General features: G+C 44.0%; 22 protein-coding genes and 1 pseudogene. 13 read left to right on the forward strand and 10 right to left on the reverse strand.

Annotated features, from left to right (window positions below; translation table 11 throughout):
• Positions 1-17 precede the first annotated feature (17 nt).
• From ACFVSO_RS05520 to ACFVSO_RS05535, 4 genes are all read right to left on the reverse strand, one after another.
• Positions 18-1,979 carry an ABC transporter substrate-binding protein gene (locus ACFVSO_RS05520; RefSeq protein ID WP_387470937.1) on the reverse strand — a complete coding sequence of 654 codons (1,962 nt, stop codon included), beginning with the start codon at positions 1,977-1,979 and terminating at the stop codon, positions 18-20.
• Between the two features lie 324 nt (positions 1,980-2,303).
• Positions 2,304-3,005, reverse strand: a complete 702-nt coding sequence (locus tag ACFVSO_RS05525) for a hypothetical protein (RefSeq protein WP_387470939.1) — start codon at positions 3,003-3,005, stop codon at positions 2,304-2,306.
• Complete coding sequence (locus ACFVSO_RS05530) at positions 2,995-3,462, reverse strand: RNA polymerase sigma factor (RefSeq protein WP_387470941.1); 468 nt, start codon at positions 3,460-3,462, stop codon at positions 2,995-2,997. The genes ACFVSO_RS05525 and ACFVSO_RS05530 overlap by 11 nt, the downstream gene beginning before the upstream one ends.
• A 109-nt stretch (positions 3,463-3,571) precedes the next feature.
• Positions 3,572-4,273, reverse strand: coding sequence for a CatB-related O-acetyltransferase (locus ACFVSO_RS05535; RefSeq protein WP_387470943.1), 702 nt, complete (start codon positions 4,271-4,273; stop codon positions 3,572-3,574).
• A gap of 170 nt (positions 4,274-4,443) precedes the next feature.
• On the opposite strand from ACFVSO_RS05535, the gene ACFVSO_RS05540 reads away from it, so the two are divergent.
• The 4 genes from ACFVSO_RS05540 (at position 4,444) to ACFVSO_RS05555 (ending at position 6,708) form a co-directional block, all read left to right on the forward strand.
• Positions 4,444-5,022 carry a DUF4256 domain-containing protein gene (locus tag ACFVSO_RS05540; RefSeq protein ID WP_387470945.1) on the forward strand — a complete coding sequence of 193 codons (579 nt, stop codon included), beginning with the start codon at positions 4,444-4,446 and terminating at the stop codon, positions 5,020-5,022.
• A 112-nt stretch (positions 5,023-5,134) separates the two neighbouring features.
• Positions 5,135-5,608: a hypothetical protein gene (locus ACFVSO_RS05545; RefSeq protein ID WP_387470947.1), complete on the forward strand. Its 474-nt coding sequence runs from the start codon at positions 5,135-5,137 to the stop codon at positions 5,606-5,608.
• Between the two features lie 61 nt (positions 5,609-5,669).
• Entirely contained in the window at positions 5,670-6,152 is a 483-nt protein-coding gene (locus ACFVSO_RS05550) for a CDI toxin immunity protein (protein ID WP_387470949.1), read from the forward strand.
• Positions 6,153-6,177: 25 nt separating this feature from the next.
• A complete protein-coding gene (locus ACFVSO_RS05555; RefSeq protein WP_387470951.1) occupies positions 6,178-6,708 on the forward strand; it encodes a GNAT family N-acetyltransferase in 531 nt (176 codons plus the stop codon).
• An 83-nt stretch (positions 6,709-6,791) separates the two neighbouring features.
• Here ACFVSO_RS05555 and ACFVSO_RS05560 read toward each other — a convergent pair whose 3' ends face one another.
• Entirely contained in the window at positions 6,792-7,871 is a 1,080-nt protein-coding gene (locus ACFVSO_RS05560) for a DUF418 domain-containing protein (protein ID WP_387470953.1), read from the reverse strand.
• Positions 7,872-8,081: 210 nt separating this feature from the next.
• Here ACFVSO_RS05560 and ACFVSO_RS05565 point away from each other — a divergent pair, with 210 nt between their 5' ends.
• The 9 genes and pseudogenes from ACFVSO_RS05565 (at position 8,082) to ACFVSO_RS05605 (ending at position 18,020) form a co-directional block, all read left to right on the forward strand.
• On the forward strand, positions 8,082-10,091 hold the full coding sequence (locus tag ACFVSO_RS05565; RefSeq protein ID WP_387470955.1) for a copper amine oxidase N-terminal domain-containing protein: 2,010 nt from the start codon (positions 8,082-8,084) through the stop codon (positions 10,089-10,091).
• 63 nt (positions 10,092-10,154) lie between these two features.
• Positions 10,155-10,454: pseudogene (locus ACFVSO_RS05570) on the forward strand (NUDIX domain-containing protein); the annotation flags it as partial.
• Between the two features lie 34 nt (positions 10,455-10,488).
• Complete coding sequence (locus ACFVSO_RS05575; RefSeq protein WP_387471648.1) at positions 10,489-10,776, forward strand: histidine phosphatase family protein; 288 nt, start codon at positions 10,489-10,491, stop codon at positions 10,774-10,776.
• A 295-nt stretch (positions 10,777-11,071) separates the two neighbouring features.
• Positions 11,072-12,253: an MFS transporter gene (locus tag ACFVSO_RS05580; RefSeq protein WP_387470957.1), complete on the forward strand. Its 1,182-nt coding sequence runs from the start codon at positions 11,072-11,074 to the stop codon at positions 12,251-12,253.
• A 115-nt stretch (positions 12,254-12,368) separates the two neighbouring features.
• The gene (locus ACFVSO_RS05585; protein ID WP_387470959.1) at positions 12,369-13,160 is read left to right on the forward strand and encodes a sensor domain-containing protein; all 792 of its coding nucleotides are present in this window, start codon (positions 12,369-12,371) and stop codon (positions 13,158-13,160) included.
• Positions 13,161-13,266: 106 nt separating this feature from the next.
• Entirely contained in the window at positions 13,267-14,031 is a 765-nt protein-coding gene (locus ACFVSO_RS05590; RefSeq protein ID WP_387470961.1) for a helix-turn-helix domain-containing protein, read from the forward strand.
• A gap of 29 nt (positions 14,032-14,060) precedes the next feature.
• Positions 14,061-14,762, forward strand: a complete 702-nt coding sequence (locus ACFVSO_RS05595; protein ID WP_387470963.1) for a transglutaminase-like domain-containing protein — start codon at positions 14,061-14,063, stop codon at positions 14,760-14,762.
• Between the two features lie 229 nt (positions 14,763-14,991).
• Positions 14,992-15,696: an ABC transporter ATP-binding protein gene (locus tag ACFVSO_RS05600; RefSeq protein ID WP_387470965.1), complete on the forward strand. Its 705-nt coding sequence runs from the start codon at positions 14,992-14,994 to the stop codon at positions 15,694-15,696.
• Positions 15,696-18,020 carry an ABC transporter permease gene (locus ACFVSO_RS05605; RefSeq protein WP_387471650.1) on the forward strand — a complete coding sequence of 775 codons (2,325 nt, stop codon included), beginning with the start codon at positions 15,696-15,698 and terminating at the stop codon, positions 18,018-18,020. Before ACFVSO_RS05600 ends, ACFVSO_RS05605 begins: the two co-directional genes overlap by 1 nt.
• A gap of 85 nt (positions 18,021-18,105) precedes the next feature.
• Here ACFVSO_RS05605 and rbsK read toward each other — a convergent pair whose 3' ends face one another.
• The 5 genes from rbsK to ACFVSO_RS05630 are packed head-to-tail and all read right to left on the reverse strand — an operon-like array spanning position 18,106 to position 23,167.
• Positions 18,106-19,041, reverse strand: a complete 936-nt coding sequence (gene rbsK / locus ACFVSO_RS05610) for a ribokinase (RefSeq protein ID WP_387470967.1) — start codon at positions 19,039-19,041, stop codon at positions 18,106-18,108.
• Between the two features lie 55 nt (positions 19,042-19,096).
• Positions 19,097-20,044, reverse strand: a complete 948-nt coding sequence (locus tag ACFVSO_RS05615) for a nucleoside hydrolase (RefSeq protein ID WP_387470969.1) — start codon at positions 20,042-20,044, stop codon at positions 19,097-19,099.
• An 18-nt stretch (positions 20,045-20,062) separates the two neighbouring features.
• Positions 20,063-21,493: an MFS transporter gene (locus ACFVSO_RS05620; RefSeq protein ID WP_387470971.1), complete on the reverse strand. Its 1,431-nt coding sequence runs from the start codon at positions 21,491-21,493 to the stop codon at positions 20,063-20,065.
• 11 nt (positions 21,494-21,504) lie between these two features.
• Positions 21,505-22,317 (reverse strand): energy-coupling factor ABC transporter ATP-binding protein, encoded by an 813-nt coding sequence (locus tag ACFVSO_RS05625; protein ID WP_387470973.1) that lies wholly within the window; start codon positions 22,315-22,317, stop codon positions 21,505-21,507.
• Entirely contained in the window at positions 22,286-23,167 is an 882-nt protein-coding gene (locus ACFVSO_RS05630) for an energy-coupling factor ABC transporter ATP-binding protein (protein WP_387470975.1), read from the reverse strand. Before ACFVSO_RS05630 ends, ACFVSO_RS05625 begins: the two co-directional genes overlap by 32 nt.
• Between the last annotated feature and the right edge of the window lie 30 nt (positions 23,168-23,197).

Raw genomic sequence — 23,197 nt, forward strand, 5'->3', positions numbered from 1 at the left:
GTATTCCTTATGTCAAATTACTTGATGTCAAAATAGGCCACGATCTCATCAAGCAGCAGGTTTGCAGCTTTGTAGCCGCCCGCTGTATTCCAAATCGCTTCATCCACTTGGACGACCTTATTGTTTTGCACGACATTTAATTTTTTGAACAGGGGATCATTCATCCACTCTTCGACCACTTTGGCGGCATCCGTCTTGCCGGCTGCTTCCGTCACAAAGTAGAACAAGACATCGCCGTCCATGCTAGGAATGGTTTCTTTGGACATGACTTCAATGAAGGAATCCTTGTCCTGCGATTCCGGACGTGCGAAGCCAAGATCGTTCAAGAGTACGCCTGAGAACGTTTGCTTCTGATAAATCCGGACCTGAGACGCTGAGAAGCGGGCTACCGATACTTTGGTATTCGCTTTGTCGCCAATTTTGGCTTTTACCTCAGTCACGCGCTGGTCGAACTCTGCCATTGCCTTGTCGCCTTCTTCAGTCTTATTGACAGCTTCCATGTACAGCTTGAAGTTAACTTTCCAGTCTCCGCCCAAGTCCTCCGCGAATACTGTTGGAGCAATCTGATTCAGCTGCTCATAGATCTTTTCCTGTCTAACTTTATTCCCGATAATCAGATCCGGCTTCAAGCTGGCGATCAATTCAATATTCGGCTGCAGCTCGTCGCCGACCGCTGTAACCTCTTGCATGTCATCCTTGATATGGTCATACCATGGATCGCCAATCCAGGACTGGACGGCTCCGATCGGTGTAATGCCTACGGCAAGCAGCGCCTCCGTACCTTCGTTCGTAAGGATAACGACACGCTCAGGCGTGCCTGTCAGCGTGGTTTCTCCCATTGCATGCTTAATGACGCGAGATGCTTCGGCAGATGGCGCCTCTGAAGGAGCGGGACTCGCAGTCGAGACATTGGTGCTCACGGCATTAGAGCCGCCATTCCCTGAATTTGTATTTGACGGACCGGTTGAGCAAGCGCTAAGTAACAAAATAAAACAAAGCAATAAGGATGCAGCCATCGGTGTTCTTTTTCCGCTGTACATAGGTGAGATTCCCTCTTTCTTGTAATGATAATGATTTTCATAACCATTACCACTATAACGTCTGAGTCTGCGAGGGACAATTGCATATCTTGAACGATCGGCAGGATTATTTTGAACTTTTGCTTTGAATTGACCTAGCGAAAGGCCGACATGCTTTTTGAACATCCGATTAAAATAACTGTCATCCGAGAAGCCAACGCTCTCCGCAATTTCTTGCAACGTGGCATCTGTGTTCAGCAGAAGCTCCTTTGCCTTGTCGATACGAAGTGCAATCATATAGTCAATGGGGCTCTTACCAACAGTCTGCTTAAACTTCCGCGACAAGTAGCTCACGCTGCAATCAAGTCGTTCGGCAAGCTCGTCGAGTGTGACACGATCCCCATAATTCTCTTGAAGGTATCGCATGGCTTGTGAGACAAGATCGACCTTTTTGCCTTGAATGCCTTGCTTGCTCATCTGACTTAAAAGCTCATGTACAAATTGATAGAATAAGATTTTTATATGTAATTTTTCTAACATGCTCGGCTGCAGCCACTCTTTCTCCATTCGTTCCACTAGGTGGTATAGAGGGAGCGGATAGTCTGGAGCAAAGCTATATTGCAATTGGAATGGATTGTTCGACTCCATCAGCTTCACTAAGGGCTGGCGTGCAGGCAAGGCCAGAACGGCTTTATAAAAAATCATATAATATTCGAAAAAGTGCTCAACCGCAATATCCAGGCACATTCCTTTGCCGCCATGCAGCACATGAAACCGATCTACGAAGCTTGCGTTTCCGTCCATCCACACCTGCGCACTGCCGCGAATCGTATACACAAAAGTGCTGGCAGGCAACCGATAGGATCGCAGCTCATCTCCCGGCTCCAAGACCGTGTGGCGAACATCTATCACTTTGATCGAAGCTTGATTCCATAGCAATAGGTGATCACTCATGTTCATGGAGTCATTTCATTCCCTTCCAAACGTATCAGCATAGCGATGAGAAACTATCTTTTATTATAAATGATAACGATTCTCAATTACAACAGATAGATGCTTTTTTAAGCGAAATAACTCTAGTAAGGGCTAATCGCAAGCACTAGAGCTTGCCAGTCGGCTGATCTGAAAGAATAAATGAGATGTGACTTGGACTATATATTGGTGCGTATGAAAAGATTGAGGCTATCCGAGCGGATAGCCTCTGTTCATTAATATGGCCATTCTAGATAGCGCTGAGTATTATAAGCATAAGGCAAGGCCTGTCTCAGAAGGTCCAAATGAGATCTAATTTCCATACTCTTTCCAATACTTCTCAAGGCGGTCCTTAAGTGCGGTATCCAGATCTTTTCCATCGTCTGCATCCCATTGAGCCCTTACGATGACATCCGACAAAGGTCCGCTAAGTCCTCTCCGGCCACCTGTCATGCCCAGCTCGGGCAACCATTCAATTTGGGAGTACCACCGTTCCGCGTAATCTTTGGTCCCGCCGGCATTCTTGACGATAAACAAGCGGTGCAGGATGTTAGCTTCGTCTCGATAGTTGTAGTAAAAATAGCCCTTCTTTTTAAGCGCATCTGTAATATCGAATTTTTCGCCGTTTACGCTTGCGATGAGGCGTCCCCAGGATTTCTTCACGAGCCAAGGCCCATCGCCATCGCCCCCCATCACCTTTGTAGAATTGCCGTTTATTTCATAGTGTAAGCTGTCGCCGTTTGCAAAGGTAACCGTTTGTCCTTTACCTTTAAAAAAGTGATCGTACATCTTTTCAATGTCACCTGATACTGCAGCATAGGCCGTTGCCGAGATGAGGATTAGAAGTAAGCTGGCAGATAGCGAGATAAGTATTTTGCGATAGACAACTCGGCCTCTTCGAGTTGATGGATACGAAGTCTGGCGCGGTTGTTCGATGGCTGTCCACATCTTCTCTTTCTGGTCCTCGTTGGGAGCAATAGCCTTGAATAGTTCATTGATATGATTATTTGCCATAATATCCTCCTAAGCTTAGCTTCATGAGCTTGCGACCCTTCGCCAGTTGGGTTTGGATCGTGCTTTCTTTTCGGTTGATCATGCTTGCGATTTCTTTGACCGAATAATCTTCGAAATAATAGAGATAGAGTACGATTTTGTATTTCTCGGGCAACGCCAGCAGGTATTCAAGCACCTCTCCGGGTTGTCCAATCTCATCCTCAAAAACCCCTTCAGGCAAGCGCGTGATCTCGACTCTTCGCGTTCTCCACCAGTTTTTCAGCAAATCTCTGCAGTGGTTCTTGGCTGTTACGATCAACCATGCCTTCTCATGCTCGTGATCAGAAAAAGACGTGTTGGAATGTACTAATTTCGTGAAAATGGATTGAACGGCATCCTCTGTATCTGTTGGATTTTTGAGATACATAAAACAAATGCGGTAAATCATTTCTACATTTCGTTTATAAATGTCATGCATGCTTTCACCCCGTATATGTATAACACGATCGTGGATCAAGAAATATCCTTGTGAACATGGGCAGAATAAATAAAGAGGGGCAAGGAGCCCCTCTTTTTCTTTTATCCGACTAACTATCGTTCCTGTTAGTTGAATCTATATGAATAAGATTACCATTGGTTTTTATTTCTCTTTGATACAAGTCATACAGCTTATCAATTGAAGAGCTTGATAGGATGTGGCTGGCTCGCTCAATATCCTTACGTTCCCAATCGAACCAACGCATTTCTTTTAACATGTCGATTTCTTGATCCGAGAAGCGTTTCTTTATCTCCTTGGCAGGATTGCCGCCAACGATTGTATAGGGCGGCACATCTTTAATCACAACGGATCCCGCTGCTACAATGGCGCCTTCGCCGATTCTCACACCCGGCATAATCATGGCGTTCATGCCAATCCAGGCATCACTTTCAATGATGGTATCCCCTTTGGGCTCGTAAGAGGCTGCAATCTGCTCGACAAAGGGATAGACGGTAATCCAATCCGAACGATGATTGTGATTTCCACCCATTAAAATGATGACGCCACTTGCAATGCATACGTAATTTCCTATAATTAATTTATCTAAAATCCAGCCGAAGTCTTCGGAGGGATTAAATAATGCTCTTGATTTTTCATCTCCCCAAAGGTATCTCACGCATCCATCTTGAAAATCATGATTATTGTAATAACCAGAGTAGTAGGAGTATTCCCCTACCTCGATCATTGGATTGGTGACGATATCCTTCAGATATTTGATTTCCGACCAGTGGTTGAACCGATGCTGTGTCATGTATATTCCTCGCTTCCAAGTAATTTAAATTCTTTTACTTAGAAGCGCAATTCAATGGCAACGTTCTTAAACCTTTTCAAACGACGAATCATCGTCCTCATCCTTTTCCTGTTGATGGGGACATTGTAACAATGAATCTTTTGCAGGTCAATTCGAAGGGAGTCATTACCATGGCCAATAACAATGAAATCGCTGCAGCAGAGCTATCGGCAGAGCAACGCGAGGCATTATTCAAAGCATTGAAAGCACGGTTTGAGAAAAACATGATCCGTCATGAGGGTCTTGATTGGGCGAGTGTACAAGCGAAGCTTGAGGCCAACGCCGGAAAACTGTGGTCGCTCAATGAGATGGAGAGAACGGGCGGCGAGCCTGATGTTGTTCATTATGAGAATAAAACAGGCGAATATTTCTTCTATGATTGTTCGGTGGAAAGCCCGAAAGGCCGCAGAAGCCTGTGCTACGACCATGCAGCGCTGGAGTCGAGAAAGGAACATAAGCCGGCTAATAGTGCGGTCGGAATGGCCGCTGAGATGGGCATTGAGCTGTTAACGGAGGCACAATACCGGGCGCTGCAGCAGCTTGGGAATTTTGATGCAAAATCATCGAGCTGGGTCATCACGCCTGACCCTATAAGAAAGCTCGGCGGAGCCCTCTTTTGCGACCGTCGCTACGATACTGTCTTTGTGTACCACAATGGGGCAGAGTCCTATTATGCTGCAAGGGGCTTTCGTGGTTCGCTGAGAATCTAAGTGGTGAGCAGAGTCTCTGGAATGGGAAGGAAATCTTATAGAGGTAAGAGTGGAAGACACAGGGGTACCGGCGCCCGAATCTGTATCTAGAGCACAACAAGAAGAACATGTAATGAACATAACAGTTTTCATTAATGGGAATAGAGCAGCTGAACCGACTGAAGCTTGGTTGAAGTCTGAAGCAACGGGAGATAGCCGGTTTTTGTCTTGGCTGCATATCGTAAAGGTAAAGGATAAAAAGAAAAGTCAGGAGCATTTGGCAATTGTTCAAAGGTTATCTGGCAAGTGGCTAAAGGGTCAAAACAGGGAAGAATTTAAAAATTCTCAGTCGTGGCGAATAATGAGTCTGAATGCTCAAGGGAAAACGAGTGAGGAAGTGTTCACCTATTCTGAAAGAGGGAGCCACTGGCTAGGCGTTAAGCTAATATTGCTATCCTCGCAGTCGGACTATATGGGATATAAATCAGATGTATCGGCTTATTTGCCTAATCTTTTCTACCCGGTTGTATTTCCATTAGGCACATTTATCATAGGGGGATTCATGGTTTCTTTTGTAATTATCTATAGAATAAAACTAAAAAAATGATGTAGCTTCGCCAACAGAAACGGTAAGCAGCGTTTATTTGCTCCTGCAATGAGGTGGTAACATGGATGATAAACAGTCGAGAAGATGGAGAATGGAACAGCTATTACGAAGGCAAAAGGCTAAGCAAACTCGCTCGTATGGGCTTTTATTTGAAGAATGCTTGCAGGAGCTGGGCGATAATGTGCGTATTTTCTCAGAGGAAGCAAGCGAGTCTATGCGGGAAGAATTAGTGAGAGCATATCCATTCACGGCCTGGGGGAGAATCCATTGGGATCAGATTGCGCATCATGAGGTACGGGCAGCACAAGATATACCCACATTATTAGAGGCGTTGAACATCGATCATAGCTTGCCGATATTTATAATATGGAGCGGTGACCATCCGGTTCTCCACGCTAATCTTCAAAGCGTTCTTCGTGCACTAGACCATGTATTGGCTGTAGACTTCGATACTTTTGTGTATAATCCATTGCAATATGTGATCGAGTTTTACCATGAGGGTGATATTACGGTTGCTATAGAGCAATGTGTTAAAATGAAATAACAGTATTCATATTGGAGGCACTACATTGAACCCAGAGCTGCACACAGAACGCCTTTATTTGCGTAAAATGGACGTTTCGGATTCGGCCAGTTTGTTTCGCATTTGGTCTGATCCGGATGTAATCGAATTTATGAATATTGATCCATTTGCAGATGAGAACCAGGCTAGAGAAATGATTCAGTTCCTGAACAATCTCTCTGAGGATGACCAGGCGATTCGTTTCACCATAATCGAGAAGGAGTCCGGCCAGATCATTGGCTCTGGCGGATACAATTTCCTGGATATGGAGCATGCCAAGGCAGAAATCGGTTATGACATTGCAAAAGGCTATTGGGGCAAGGGCTACGCAACGGAAGCTATCGGTGCGTTGGTAGAGTACGCCTTTTCGACTTTGAAGCTGAATCGAATTGAAGCCAAAGTTGAACCCCCAAATGTGAATTCTATTAGAGTGTTACAAAAGCTGAGCTTTACACACGAGGGCACCTTAAGACAGTATGAAAAAATAAAAGGGACCTTTAAGGATATCAGTATCTATTCAAAACTTGCAACGGATTAAGCATCAAGGCAAATGAGCCTTTCGCATCTTGAAGTTTCTTATTCAACATGCGAGAGGTTTCTTTTGTTGAGCGCTCCACAGCGTTAGCCTAGTTTCCTCATCACCCACTCGATTGGCCCTCTTGCCATCCGTTTTCTCCACCAATGCGAGAAGACAATAGCTGCTATAAAATACAAGCTTGCGTAAGCTATTGCAAACACTAGGCTGCCATTCTCCAAATAGCTTGCCGATTCAAGCAGCCCTAGACCAAGCAAGATATGTCCAATATAGTGGGACAAAGAGAGCTGCCCGGTATGAATCATCGCTTGGGTCAGCATAGAGTGTTCGAATTTCTCTACGATATACAGGCAGAGCGCAAGGAATGCCATAGCGGTACAAATGCCGGAGAGCACATACAGCATAGTAGAAGGCATCGGTTTTGTCCCAAATAGATAAATCGCCGCTTCGCTTCCCAGTACGGGAGAGGCCCATTTAATCAGGAAATAGGAAAGAGATTCAATCACAACGGCCCCAGACAAGGAATACAGCAATACTTTCAAACGGTTATGCGGATTCAGCCACTCCTTTCTGCCTATCCACATGCCAATGAGGAGAAAGCCGAACCAAGGAAAAAGAGGATGGAAGCCGTTCAATAACAGATTGCGGGTGAAGCCTTCCAAGGTCCAAAAGCCTGCGTACGATTGAAAGTCCGCGTCCCATCCCTTGGTGTAATCGAACAGGACCAGCAATAACTGAGCAGTAATCAGGACAAAGATAAACAGTCCCAATACACGTCTGTCTGACGTCGTTATGAGCAGCGTTGCGGCAAGCAAGAATACCGCATAGTAATGCAAAATATCTGCGTTCCATTCCAGCAACAGTAAGAGCATGCCAGCGATGAACAGGAAAGCCGCCCTTTTATATAGGCTATACCGATTGCGCCGAATCAACTCCTCACTCTTTGTCATCCGGGCTTTCGAGGTCATGAGCGACACCCCGATACCGGCAAGCAGGACAAATAGGGCAGATGCCCTCCCCTCTAATAAACCTGCGATCTTTTGCAATAGTTCCGATCCGTCATTCCCTGCTTGCATGGCAAGCTTATAGTTAACGATTATCATGCCAAAGATTGCCCACGCTCTTGCATAATCAAGAGCTGTTATCCGCGTTTTCAACTGGTTCATTCCGCTTCATCCTCTGTTCGTGTAGGGTATGAAATCCACGATACAGCTTAGGTTAGACCTAAGGTCAAGCGGCTCCAGAGTTTACTTGCTACTAATAACCCATATTTTGAATGGGATAAGTGAAAGCTTTTGTCAAAAAAGAAGGAATTTTTGGCATATATATCGAATTATCTCGATTGTCTGGATGACTATGGAAAAGGGGATAGTAAGATGAGGAAGTTGGCAGCAATGATGTTGAGCTTGTTCCTGCTGGTCAGTTTGATTCCGACAGTTGGGGCAGCACAGGCGGAGACAAAAGCTACAAGGATTGCGGATGTAAAAGGCGATATGATTTTGATGGAGGATGGCACTCTTTGGCTGAAGCGGCCTTGGGTAGCAACCGGGTATATGAAAGCCAGTATAGACGCCACTTCTTTTGGCAAACCGTATGGCTATGCTTTAACAAGCAAAGGAGAGCTTATTTCCTGGGACAATCATGGTCTTCCAACAGTTGACAAGAGCCAAAACGGTATCAAGTACTTAGCGTACGGTGCTTATATAAAAAAGGATGGAACGGTTTGGTATTATAACGGCGAGCAAATAGAGGGACTGAAGAATATTGTCCTTTACGAAAGAAATTCTATGGACCACGTTTATTTGACGACTAGCGGTGAGATCTATCATTCGTATATTCGTGACGCTGTGGTGGATAAGGTTGAAGATCCTAACTCCATTGTGTCTTTACTAATGACGGGCGATAATGACGTTGCTTATATGGACAACACAGGCAAAGTTGTGGTGGTGAAAGTTCATCACTTCGATTACAACGACGGAAAGGTTACCTTCCGTCCCAAAGTATTAACGAATGATGCCGCTCATATCCAATACAACTCGGACAATGCGCTTGTGGTTACCAAGAAAGACGGAACCGTGTGGTTGTCTGGCAGCTACACAGACCAAGATAAACTCGTGAAGCAAGTGAAAGGAATTCAAACAGCAGTAAAAGCTGTTCCTTATTCTGGAACCTTGCATGAAACCAAAAAACCGGACGATTCCAATAGTTCGATTATTGTAAAGAGTAATGACATCACTATGCTAGTCAAGCATCAAGATGGCAGCTGGAAGGTTCATGTCGGCGATAAAGTTACCAACATCCAGGCCCCAGGAGCGACCGGGATTACATTCACAACATCGAATGCGCAGCCGTCAGTAGGGAATACAATATACTTCAAGGTTGTTCAACAATACAGCAACGGGTATAAAGAGACTTTATCGAACAAGAGCTATTCCATTGAGATTGACAAGCCGCAATTGTTAAAAGTAACAAAGGACGGCTCTTATAAGGTGACAGGTGTAGGTGAGGCGAAGGTAACCGTAAAGGCAGGCGGGAAAAGCCAAACTCTTTCGATTACAGCCAAGCTTGGAAAAAGTTTAACTGGGGCCGTCAATATCAACAACGTCACTTATTTGCCGATTCAATCCGTGTTCCAATCGCTTGGAGGCACCGTCGCTTACACGGCAGCCAGCAAGACATATGACGTCACGATTGGTACGACGACTATTCAACTAAAGGTTGGGCAGAAGAACGCGAAGGTGAACGGCAAAGATACTGCCATGGAACAGGCAGTTCGCGAAGAGAAGGGCAAAGCATTGTTCCCGGCAAGCCTATTGTCCAAGTCATTGGGTGCGAAGCTGCAGTGGGATGCCAAGCTCAAGCAAATGAAAGTATCGTTTGGTTCTGCATTTATGATTATAGAGTCGGCTGACACGCCGAAAATCAAGAAGCAAGATGCGCAGGGCACGCTTGTTAAGTATTTGAATAAGTCGTTATGGGTGAACAGTTATAAAAACTGGGAGCGATTCTCCAAGGTTACGGTAACAGACATCGTTCCAGTAGGCAGCGACAATTTCCAGGTAGTCTTTAAGGATGCCAAAGGGAATACGCTGCAATCTGACATCATGTCGAAGGACTTTGTCTCGCGAGTTTTGGATGATTCGTATACGTTCTTGTCGTACGACCCGTATAAGAAGTATAACTGGTCGGCCGCAACATGGAATTCCATTAAGGCATCAAAGATTTCCATTGGAATGAACAAGACGCAAGTGGAGTTTTCATGGGGACGGCCTAATGATATTTCCAAATTAACGAGCGAGAAGACAACGATTGAAGTGTGGAGCTACGGCAGTAGTCAATATGTCGCTTTTACAAATGGCACGGTAACACAAATTTATACGCTATAAGCTAGTGAGCCGCGCAGACGCCCAAAAGGGCTGGTGTGCGGCTCTTTAAGTAACGAAGGAGGCATATTCCATGGGCAATTTATTGCAGGTGAGGGTAACAGGGAGGACGGGAAAGTTTTATTGGTGAAGCAAAGGGTGACGTCTGAGCGGGCATGGTCGTTGCCGGGAGGCAGAGTAGAGCAGGGGGAGACGCTGGAAGAGGCTATCGTAAGAGAACTAGAGGAGGAGACAGGTCTAATGACAAGAGTGTCCAATCTGTTATATCTATGCGACAAACCGGACGCTGACCCGTCACTCCTGCATATTACATTCCAGGTAGAGCGGATCGGCGGAGAGCTGAGACTTCCATTCTATCATTTCGAGTCTGTTCAATAGAGCTTACTGGACAATAACCCCACTGGCCGATAAGCTTGGCATTGAGATCGTTTTGGAGGAAAGATTGTCTGAGAGGGTCTTATCAGGTAAGAACCATCCCGAGTGGCGTGATAGGCTTCTTCAGACATACGAAGATCTCGACTTATGTTATGAAGGCGGGGAATCCAGCAATGCCGCAATGGGCCGTGCCATCAGTGTGGTCAAGGAAGTACTGAATAGCCAGAACAGCAATATTGTAGTCGTGTCACATGGCAACCTGATATCGCTTATGTTAAAGTATTTCGATCATCGAATCGGGTTCAAAGAATGAGAGACACTATCCAATCCTGATGTATATCGGCTCTCCTTCTTAGAGGATGAACCGAATATACATAGAATATGGGTGGATTAGTATCAGAGAACGTCCCTCAATTCCAGGGGTGTTCTTTTTTTTGTACAGAGGCATTCTCCATATATATCAAAAATATTAAGTCTGCAAATGTTTTTCATATTAGGATTGTCGAAGGCGACATGCTAACATATACAAATGCACAGCTAGAGAGGGGACTGTTGTTTGCTTAGTTTCCGCTGCATGTTTTTTATCCAATTCGTATAGGTGGTCCTTTATGTTAAAGAAGTCAGCATTCCCGTTACTGTTGTTGAATATGTTCCTCGCTAATCTAAGTATGGGTCTTGTCATTCCGATCGTGCCGGAGCTTCTCGAGATGTTTTCGGCAAGCGGACAGGCTGCGGGTTATTTGGTCGCTTGCTTCGGCCTGACCCAGTTTCTATTCTCACCCCTTGCAGGCAATTTATCAGACCGTTACGGCCGTAAACCGATGATTATTATCGGTTTGATCCTGTTCGCACTATCCAACCTGCTTGCAGCGTTAGCAAGCGATCTTACTTTATTATTCGTATCGCGATTAATCGGCGGAGTAGGCTCAGCAGCCTTAATCCCGTCCATTATTGCGTACATTGCCGACATTACTACAGCTGATCAGCGCAGCAAGTCTATGTCCTGGTTAGGCGCGTCGATGACGTCCGGGTTTATTATTGGACCGGGAGTCGGAGGACTGCTTGCAGAATGGGGCATCAAGGCGCCATTCTATGTATCTGCATGTGTAGGGCTTGTGGCGATGATTTGCAGTCTGTGGGGATTACCTGAATCGCTGTCGGCGGACATACGCAAGATGCGTCAGCAAGTGAAGGAAAAGAAGGAGAATGTTTTCCGGCAAATTGTGCTTTCGGTTCGTACTCGCTACTTTTTCCTGTTGCTCATTGTTTTCGCTATGACCTTTGGTTTGACGCATTTTGAAGCGATTTTTCCGCTGTTTGTCGTACAGGTGTATGGATTCTCGACGCGTGAAATCGCTATACTGCTGACCGTATGCTCGCTCATCGGCACATTGAACCAACTATTGTTGACCGAGCGAATTACACAACGATTCGGGGAAAAACGGATTATTGGCGCCATGCTGTTGTTGTCGGCGGTATCCCTTGTATGTTTATTATTTTCAGGCCATTTCTATTATGTCATGGCAGTGACGATGCTTTTCTTTACCTTCACCAATATTTTGCGTCCCACGATCAATACGCTGCTGTCGAAAGTAGCTGGAGATGAGCAAGGGTTTGTGGCAGGGATGAATAATGCGTATACGAGTCTTGGCATGATATTTGGACCGATGCTGGCCGGTATTTTGTTTGAGGTTCATGTCAACCTGCCTTATCTGTTTGGCGGATTTGTACTGCTGGTGAGCAGCATCTTCTCGGGAAGCCGATTGAGAAAGGTATTCGCGGGGTCCTAGACTAAAGGCGGGGTTTTTGACACTTCCAAAGACGGTTATAACGATGGACTATGGCGGTTACAATGGATTTATAACTTTGAGCGTGAACTTATGAATCCAAAGGAAGTGTTTGAATATGAAGTCAACTGAAGCGGCAGCCAAAGCACCGACAGGCAAAGTAAACTGGGTGCTCTTTAATCCCAAAACCTATGCAACGATTCTTTATTTGTTGCTGTCTCTCCCGTTAGGGATTATCTATTTTACAGTAGCGATAACGGGGCTTACTCTATCGATCGGTTTAACGCCAATCTTTATCGGAATACCGCTGTTCTTTGGAGTAGCTAAAATGTTGAACGGGATTGTGAGTTTTGAACAAAGCATGATTCGCCACATTTTGGGCTTGCCGGCAGCTCCTGTTACGCATAGCAACAATCAAGAGTCTGAAGCCGGGTATAGCTGGTTTATGCGAATGGTGAGGGGTTTTGACGGCGGTCTGTTCATTCGTAACCTGATGCTCATCCTGCTGAGATTTGTAACAGGCATTGTATTCTTTGTCATTATGGTAACGGTGCTTTCACTAGGGCTTGGGCTTATTGCTCTTCCAGTCGTGCACATCATTTTGATGAAAGAAATTCAGGTTGATATTTTGGAGAATAGCCTGTTCAGTTATTTCAATATCGATTGGACCTATAATCAGCAATATATGCTGTACGTAGGCGTGGGTCTTGTACTGTTTTGGATCGCGCTTCGCGTCGTGAATGGGCTCATGCAGATTCAGCGCAGAATCATGTATGTGGATGAGCCGTATCAAGCCACTCAGCCAGCAGCGCCATTGCGAGATCAAATGCAATCGCCTTTTCAGTCGCAATATTATGATCAACCAGTGAATGATAAAGGGTTAATGCAACCAGCTTATAGAGAGCCTTAGGGGCTCTCTATTTTTATACACAGGTATGAACTAAGTTAGACAGAAAAAATAAGGGCTAGTAGAATAGCGATAAAGCTATGCATATATTACATGGAGTGATTAGACGATGATGATTTTGTATGGAGCGGATCATCACTTGCTGGTGCTATCCGATACGATTGCTGCGGAAGAACATCGGCATTCTTTTTTGCAGGTGACCATTTCCTTGGAGAATGAATTTGAAATTGATGTAGAAGGGCAAAGCTTAAGCTGCTCCGGCATTATTATCAATTCCAACGTTGTTCATCGGTTAAAAGGATCAGGACACCCGTTAATGCTGCTTCTAATGGACAGCACTTCTGATATGGCAGCAAGCTTTAAGCGAGTAATGGGGAATCAGAAGTATGGAGTGCTTCCGCCGGGGAAGATAAAGGCCGTTCGCGAATTTGTGGCCAAAGAGTATCCTAACGTGAAGGATAGCGAAAGCTATCTTTCTTTTCTGGGACAACTTATGGAGCTATTGGGTGTGGAGCATGTGAACGCAGCTATTGCTGATCCGAGGATAAGGGAGTTCATACAGCTTGTGAAAGCATGCACCGATTCTGAGCACTCCGTTAGTCTCTATGCCCGAAGCTTGGGGTTGTCAGGCAGCAGATTGTCGCATCTTTTTAAAGAAAATACAGGCATACCGCTGAGCGGATATATGCTGCTGCATAAGCTTCAGAAGGCAACTTACTGTATATTTAAAGGGCTTAGTATAACAGATGCAGCTATGGCGGCGGGATTTGACAGCCCATCGCATTTGGCCGCCACCAGCAAGAGGCTGCTGGGGATGACGGCGAAGGATATTCGCAAAGATAGCGTCTTTTTGCAAGTTTCTTGTCTGCATTGACCGTACAATAGGTGCAGGAGGTGTTTCCAATGAGAGCATACCTGCAGGAAACGGAGTTGTTGAATTACTCTCACCCACTAATCCAGCAACTCATGAACAGTCGCCAATGGGACCGCTTGCCCAAGAAAGAACAAATTCTTGGCATTTATAACTACGTCCGCGACGAGATCCTGTTTGGCTATAACCGTGAGGATACGATTCCAGCATCGGAAGTGCTGCAGAATGGTTACGGACAGTGTAATACAAAGGGGATTCTTTTTATGGCATTGCTAAGGGCTGTGGGGGTGCCTTGCCGTATGCATGGATTTGCCATAGATAAACAGCTTCAAAAAGGGGCGATGAGAGGATGGTACTATCAACTGTCGCCCAAGGAAATCGTTCATAGCTGGGTTGAAGTGCAATATGAAGACAAGTGGTTGAATATCGAGGGGTTTATATTGGACATTCCTTATCTAACTAAGCTACAGCAAAAATTTGGTCAGTGTACAGGTTCGTTCTGCGGGTATGGTATTGCTACTGATGATTTTCAAAATCCGGACATTTATTGGGATGAAAATGATACATACGTGCAGAAGGAAGGAATTGTTCGGGACTTCGGAATTTACGATAGTCCAGATGCGTTCTTTTCAGTTCACCAACAAAGGCTGAGTCCGTTTAGAAAAATGATGTTTAGCCGAGTTGTACGACATCTGATGAACCGAAACGTCAGGCGCATCAGGCAGGGTAAATAAAACACGAGCCTCCTCCAAATCACTCATCCGGACGAGGATTAATGCGATCGGAGCAGCCTTTAAAAAGGCTGCTCTTTTTTTATGCGAGGAAGCTGGATGCAACGTAATCAAACTCCATCTGGGGACGGATAACAAAATACATCGGCTGCAGGAGGTAGCATTTTTTGGTTGCTATATTATGGTACTTAAGTCCAAATTGTCGATAACAGATTGCGAGGAGATGTCATACGTGAAAACGCTAATTGAATTCAAAAACGTAACGAAAGAATACCAAATTGGAGAAGTGCCAATCAAGGCTCTGGATGGTGTAGACTTTTCCATATCGGAGGGGGAATTCGTCGTTATTCTGGGCGCAAGCGGAGCTGGGAAGAGCACCATTCTGAATATTCTTGGCGGCATGGATACGGCTACCACGGGACAAGTGTTTGTAGGCGGTCAGGAAATTACACAGCTCAGCGAAAAGAAATTGACCGAATATCGCGGCGAGAGTGTCGGCTTTGTCTTTCAATTCTATAACTTGATTCCGAATCTCAACGCTTTGGAGAATGTTGAATTTGCTGCTGAAGTTTGTAGTGACCATCTGGATGCCAAAGATATTTTACATAAAGTCGGATTATCGGACCGAATCAAAAACTTTCCTTCCCAGCTCTCGGGAGGAGAACAACAAAGAGTGGCTATCGCTAGAGCCGTTGCCAAAAATCCGTTGCTTTTACTCTGTGACGAACCAACCGGAGCTCTGGATTATATGACAGGCAAGTCCGTTCTAAAGCTTCTGCAAAATTTGAATACGGAAACGAAGAAATGCATTGTACTGGTCACGCATAACTCCGCAATTGCTCCAATGGCGGATAAAATTATTAAGGTCAAAAGCGGAAAAATAGAAAGCATCATGATCAATCATCAGAAACAAAGGGTTGAAGGGATTGAGTGGTGATGAAGCTATTTTTGAAGCTATTGAGGGATATTAAACAATCCATAGGCCAAATGCTAGCGTTGGTGTTGGTTATCGCAGTAGGCGCTTTTTTCTATGCGGGGCTGGTAACGTATAGCGATAGTCTGAGCGCTTATACGGAGGTTTATTTTAAAGAGCATCGGTTAAGCGACTTGAATGTCTATTACAGTCAAATTTCCAAGGATGATGTGGCAAGATTGAACAAGGTGGAAGGTATTAAGAAGCTAGAAGGACGCTATAACTTTGATGCGGAGCAAGCCTTTGAGAATTCTAAAGCTTCTCTGAAAATTCATTCCATCCCGGAACAAAATGGAATAAACACGCCTGCTATGATTGAGGGCAGCATCCCGTCAAAAAAAGGCGAGATCATGTTGGATTCCCATTATGCAGAGGAACATGGCTATCGTGTCGGCGATCAAATCAGCCTGAGAGCGAATGAAAAAGACATCACGCTTACTATTAGCGGCTTGGGCGAGAATGTTGAGTATGCCAAAAAGAACGAAATCCAAGACCATAAAAACTACGGTACAGGTTATATAGCCGAAGAGACTATATCCGCAATTGCAGACCATTTTTATTATAACGAAATTATGATTGAAGTCCAGGAAGGTTACGACACGGCTGAATTGGGGAAGTCGATTGAGCTGCAATCCAAGGAGCTCCCTTACTTGGATCAGGTAAGCAAAGAACGTACGTTCAATTACTCTCAAATCCATCAAACGATACATAATAATAAATTGATGAGTAAGGTTATACCTTTAGTCCTCTTTGTAATTGAAGCGATTATTCTGTTTCTTGTTATGTCGCGGGTTATCGATTCGCAAAGAAATCAAGTTGGCATCATGAAGGCTTTGGGTGTGAAAAATAGAAGCATCATGCTTCATTACATGGGATATCCTGTGCTCGTAAGCATTATAGGCTCAATTATAGGTTGTGCGATTGCCGCTGCTGTATTTGTTCCAATGGTGACGGTATCGAACGCAAGGGCCTACTCGCTGCCTGATATCACGTTCTCTCTTTCATTGTTTTCGATCTTTCCTCCCATTATTTTCTCCAGCGCATTCGGAATCGCGGCCTGTTATTTAAGCGGCAGAGCCCTATTAAAAGAACATGCGGCTCAGGCCATGCGCCCGAAACCGCCGAAGAAGATGAAACGGCTGCTAGTAGAAAGAATCCCCGGACTTTGGAGCCGGATCCCCTACAGCTACAAGCTCATACTGAGAAACCTGTTTTTAAATAAGCAAAAAGCTTTGGCTAGCTCCATTGGTGTTGTGATAAGCACCGTGTTGTTAATAACGGCTTTCGGCACCCAATCAGCTTTGCTGAAGGTGGCTAACCAGGTTGAAGAGGTGTATACCTATGATCTAAGAGTAGATTACAAGGCGGGAGAGTCTCTAGCTTCAGTTCAATTGCCCTCCGGTATTAAACAGAGCTATGCCTTATCTACCCTTCCTGTAGAGTTCGTTAATCATAATGAACGAGAAAGTGCAACTTTAGTTGTTACAGAAAAAGAGAACAGTCTCATTCATTTCTTTGACGAAAGGGACAACAGAATCGCTTTAGAGGATCATGGTTTGCTGGTACCCAAATCCTATGCCGACAAACATCATATTTCAGTAGGAGATATGATTAACATCAAGTTCACGGCACCAGAGCTGAATCATAAAGCGGTAGATATGAAGGTTTTGAACATTTCCAATCAGTACTCGAATCCTTCATTTTATAGCACTCCGGACTATATGGAGAGCTTTGGCGTGGATTACCGACCAACCTCGCTATTCATTCAAGCCAACAATTCAGCGGATCTGATAAGCATTCGCAGTTTTTTTGAACAAGATCAACAAGTAGATGTGATAGCGGATAAGAGTGATCTAAAAAAATCAGCTCAATATATTTTGCAACAAAACAGCTTTGTATTCATCATGTTTATCATTAGTGCCGTCACGCTTTCCTTTGGCGCCATCTATACGATATCCTCCATCAACATTTATGAGAGGAATCGCGAGCTTGCCACGCTTAAGGTATTAGGCTATCAAAAAAATAAAATAAACAGGCTTATCTTCTTCGAAAATATCATATTGACCACGTTCGCGGTCATTGTGGCTTTACCGATAAGCGGCTATGTGTATGCCGTCATTGTAAAGGCACTATCTAGCGCCCATCAGCAAATCCCGGATCAATTGAATATGGTGAACATGTTGATATCCATTATGCTAGCGTTCTTGCTTACCATTCTATCCAATATGCTGCTCAGGGGGAAAGTGACTCGCATCCATATGATTGAATCGTTAAAGAGCGTAGAATAACACGTTGAATGATTGGAGATAGCTTATCTAGTTGCCAACGAAAAAACACCTCCAAGATGTTCTTGGAGGTGTTAGAAATGTTTAGTTACTCTGTCACAAAGCTGTTTGATTCAGACAGGATTTCAGATTCGTATGGGATAGATTGCTGTGCTCCATATCTTTGAACGGTTAACGATGCGGCTTTGCATCCATAGATAATGGCTTCTTTGATATTACTAAAATCCGCTGAAATTTTGGTCGCTAATGCGCCAATGAATGTATCCCCGGCAGCCGTAGTGTCCACTGCCTTAACGTCGAATGCCGGCACAAAGCCTGTATGTCCATTTGCAAAGGAATAGAACGCGCCTTTACTTCCCAAAGTGACAATCACGGTTGGAATCCCCATATCATGCACCTTTTGTGTTGCGGCAATCAACTCTTGTTCATTCGTAATAGCTTGTCCGGAGATGGTTTCTAACTCCGTCTCGTTAGGAATCAACATATCGGTTAATTGAATAATCCGTTCAGGAATTATGGCTCTCGCAGGTGCCGGATTTAAAATCGTTGTCACCTGATGTTGTTTTGCGATTTCAAAACTTCTCTCGATACTGGACAAATTGGTTTCAAATTGAGCGATGACATAGTCACTCTCAGCGATCAAACCGCGCATCTCATCGATATGATCGTCTGTAATCGCTTGATTGGCACCGCCATAGATGATAATACTGTTCTCGCCTTCATCGTTGACCGTGACATAAGCACTGCCTGTTCTGGTTGTATCTAACTTCCTGACACCTGCAGTATGGATATGATCTTGTTCGAGCAATCCAAGCAAAGCTTTTCCCGTATCATCATTTCCTATTGCACCGATAAAGTTAACTTGTCCGCCATTTCTGGCGGCAGCAATGGCTTGATTAGCTCCTTTGCCGCCGCCATTCGTAAACATTTCTTTAGAATGAACGGTTTCACCTGGTTTTGGTAGTTGCTCTGTTCGGACAGTGGTATCAAAGTTAATGCTGCCAACTACTGTAATTTTATTCATTTTTTCGTCTCCACTTGTTACCGCCCTTTGCACGAGTGGCAAACATGATTTTGTTTTAGGAAAAATACTTAATCGTATCCATCATTAGTTTTTTGAATTTAGGCAAGTCAAGATCAAACGCCACAAGGACATTTTTCTCTTTTTTATACAGATTGTCATAATCAACAACTGTACTGCCCAGTGCCAGTGATTCACTAGTCTCCACTTGTACATTCATCGGATAAACCGTAAACATATCGGGATCAATGATATACGCAACGGCACAAGGATCGTGCATATGAATGCCTTCAACATGATCTTCAGCTGCCCAGAATGGACGAGTTGTTGTTAAATTGAAGAAATCCAATAAGTCAGCCATGGTTCGTGCAACATCATTCCCGACTTCTCTGATTTCCTTGATGTCATGTTCAAACACTTGAGCTTTTAATGTAACATCTAGACCAAACATCGCTACAGGGACACCTGATTTCACCACAATATCTGCGGCTTCCGGGTCAACATAGATGTTGAACTCGGCATGGGGAGTAATATTTCCTCCGAAGCATGCACCGCCCATGAATGAAATCATTTCAATTTTTTCTTTCAGTTCAGGATGTGACAACAGGAAAATAGCGATATTGGTTAAAGGTCCTGTCGCAATAAGCGTAACCTTCTCCTCAGATTCTCTTAATATCTTAGCGATCAATTCATTCGCAGAGATATCCAAATCCTGAATAGTAGATTCAGGCAATTCTGCGCCATCAATTCCTGACTCTCCATGAACATCATCCGCAATAATCAAATTTCGACGCAAAGGCTTTGAAGCACCTTGTGCAACGGGGATATTTTCGCTTTTTGCCAAGGTCAACAATCGTTTAGCGTTTACGTATGTTTTTTCGGGAATTTGATTGCCGGCAGAAGTCGTTACGGCAAGTAAATCAATTTTTTCAGAGGCGATAGCCATCAATAGAGCTAATGCATCATCATGTCCGGGATCACAATCCAAAATCACTTTCTTTGTCATAGTTATCTCCTCCGTCAATCAGTTTTTTTGTTGAATTTTTTCAGCATGTGCATAAATCATTTTTTTGGTGAAGAGGAAAATGATCAATGCTAAGAATATAACGCCGCCGCCAACCATGAAAACATTGGCATAGGTGGATGCTAGTCCAGCTTCCGTACCAGCCACACTTCCTCCGTTCATAAAACCTGAAGACATCATTCCCACAAATACAGCTACACCAACAGAGCCAGTAATGGCTTGAACCAGGTCATTAACACCAAGTACACGACCGGATTCTTCCGGTGTTACGGTTAGTGTTGCGGTATCCACGATTGGCGAATAGAGGAAGGAGGTACCAAAGTAATAAATACAAGGTGCTACAGCCAAAGCCAGAACTTTACCGTAAGGAATGAGGAATGCAACTGCTAGCAATCCAAGTCCCATGAAGGTTAAAGCCATAATGATGGAAGCTGAGCGGCCAATCCTCTTCACAACGGGACCAGACACAAATCCCAGAACAGCCGCCAGGAGAATGGACCAAACTAATAGCAAGGAAACTTGGGCAGAGTCAATCCCAAATACGTTCAATCCGATCGCATTTACACCCGCATTCAGGGTATAACTGAAGAAGTAACCAATGAAGATAACCGTCATCGTTGCGACAAAAGCGGGATTCTTCAAGAATTTAGGCGTAATAAATGGATTTTTAGCTTTGTTGATGTAGATAAGGAACAGAATCAAAGTAACAACAGAGGAGATAGCCCAGAACAGATTCATATCTGTAAAGAACATGGTCATCGCAGCGGCGAAAGCGCCAATAAGGGTAAATCCGGCCCAATCGATATTTGCACCCTTAGCGCGTTCATTCGGCAAGTTTTTCAATAAAGAAGGAATGAACAGGATAGCAATCAGAGGTACTGCAAAAAGCCAGCGCCAGTCGATGTTTGTGATATATCCAGCAGCTACTACGCCTAGTGCGGCAGAAAAGCGGAACACAGCAACGAAAATGCCGTAGTAAATAACGCGATTTACTTTTTTGATATATTTAGAAACAAGTACCAGGAATACGGAGCCTGCCACCTGACCGCCTGCAGACTGCAACACGCGAGCAATAACGACTGCCCAAATACTGCTTGGTCCAAATATAAACCCAATCGCTGAACCAGCAATAAGAAGGATTATACCCAAAAGGGTCATTTTCTTCAGTGAAACAAAATCACCTAATGCACCATAAATAACACACACAATGCCCAATACAATACCAGGAATTGACGTGATTAACGAAGATAAGTTGGGTACTCCTAGCTGTTCGCCAATATTAACAAAAATCATGCCAAACGCTTGCTGTTCCAAAATACCTAATGTGAAAATCAATAACACCAGCGGAATGGCCCTCTTTGCCATTTTATTCATTCGTTCGAATTCTTCTGTCCCTTCTTTGGGAACAGGAACACCAATTACTTTTTCCATTTCATTTGTCCTCATCTCTGTTGTATTCTTGTTGCGAAATGATCGATAAACTCCTCTTTACTGAATGAGATATCTTTAAGCCTCAACGCTTGCCCTACACGAGTGATAGGCGGCGGTGCAACATGGCTCTCTAATAAAGTCTTGACATCAGAAAAAACATTATACTTATTGCCTGACTTCAAAATCTCACCTTTTGCCATCACGATGATCTGATCAAAGTTACGAACTACAAATTTCATATCATGAGTAATCGTTATACAAAGTCGATCATTGTTCTTAAGATAGTTGATGATCTCGGCTAATCGTTGGTTGCCTTCAACATCCTGACCGCAAGTTGGTTCATCCAAGATGATTATTTTGGGATCCATCATGAGTATAGAACCAATCGTACAAAACTTTTTCTCAGTCGCATTGAGATCAAAGGGATGTGTGGAAAGCCGATGTTTTAGTCCAACCAAATCTGAGATAAAGTCAATGCGGTCATTAATTTCATGTCTGGACAAGCCTTGTTGCTTAGGTCCAAATTCAAATTCTTTTCTTACCGTTTCTAGAAAAAGTTGATTATCGGGATTTTGAAACACATAGCCGATATACTTGGACCAGTAGGCAGTCGTGTGATCATGGATACTCTCACCATCAATCAGAATTTGGCCTTCGGTAGGCCGCAATAAACCGTTGAGGTGCTTAGCAAAAGTCGTCTTGCCGGCTCCATTTTGGCCGATTATGGCTACAGGGTTACTTCCCTCAAAAGTAGTATTTATTCCTCTGAGAGCCTCACCTCCAGAAGGGTATTTATGTTTGAGGTTTTTGATTTCTATCTTCATAGAGAATCACCTCCTGTAATAATGAAATCGCTTGACTTTCTGTTAAAGCAAAATCTCGTTCACTATAGCCGGGTTTGATCAATTTCTTGGTTATCTCATAATAATCAGGCGGATTTACTGAGAACTCTGCTAGATGCGGTGAACAAAACACTTCTTCGGGTGTGCCTCCCAGAACAATCGTGCCATGCTGTAAGACGTAGACTTTATCTGCTAACTTAGCTACCCTTTCCATGTCATGATCTACCATTACAATCGTGATTCCGCTTTCATTTAACTTTTTAATAATATTCATGATTTGTCTACTGCCAATAGGATCCAACTGTGTTGTACACTCATCCAAGACGAGAATTTTCGGCTCTAGAATGATTGCCGATGCCAATGCGACTCTTTGAACCTGACCTCCGGAAAGCTCAAGAGGGTTTTTATCCAATAATTCATCGATCTGCATCAGCTCGGCTATTTCCTTTATCTTGCTAAACATCTGCTCCCTGGGAACCCCGCGATTGCCAAGCCCAAATGCTAATTCTTCAGCAACAGTATCTGCGGTATAAGACAACTGATTAAAAGGGTTTTGAAAAACAAGCCCAATCGTTTGCGAAAGTTCCCCTACACTCACGGCAGCCGTATCTTTTTCATCAACGATTATGCTCCCTTCACTAAATCCAACAAAATAATTAGGAATCAGCCCTACCAATGCATTACATAAGGTTGATTTTCCGGAACCATTCGCGCCAATTATTGCAACAAATTCACCCGATGCAACTTCAAAATGGACATTCCTCAAAGCAACTTCTGTTTCTTGGTTGTAACGATAAGAAAAATGATTGACTTGTATTAATGTACTCGTCATTCTTGTCACCTCCACTATTTTTCCAATGCA

Source organism: Paenibacillus sp. NPDC057967, from assembly GCF_042887015.1.
Taxonomy (GTDB): Bacteria; Bacillota; Bacilli; order Paenibacillales; family Paenibacillaceae; genus Pristimantibacillus.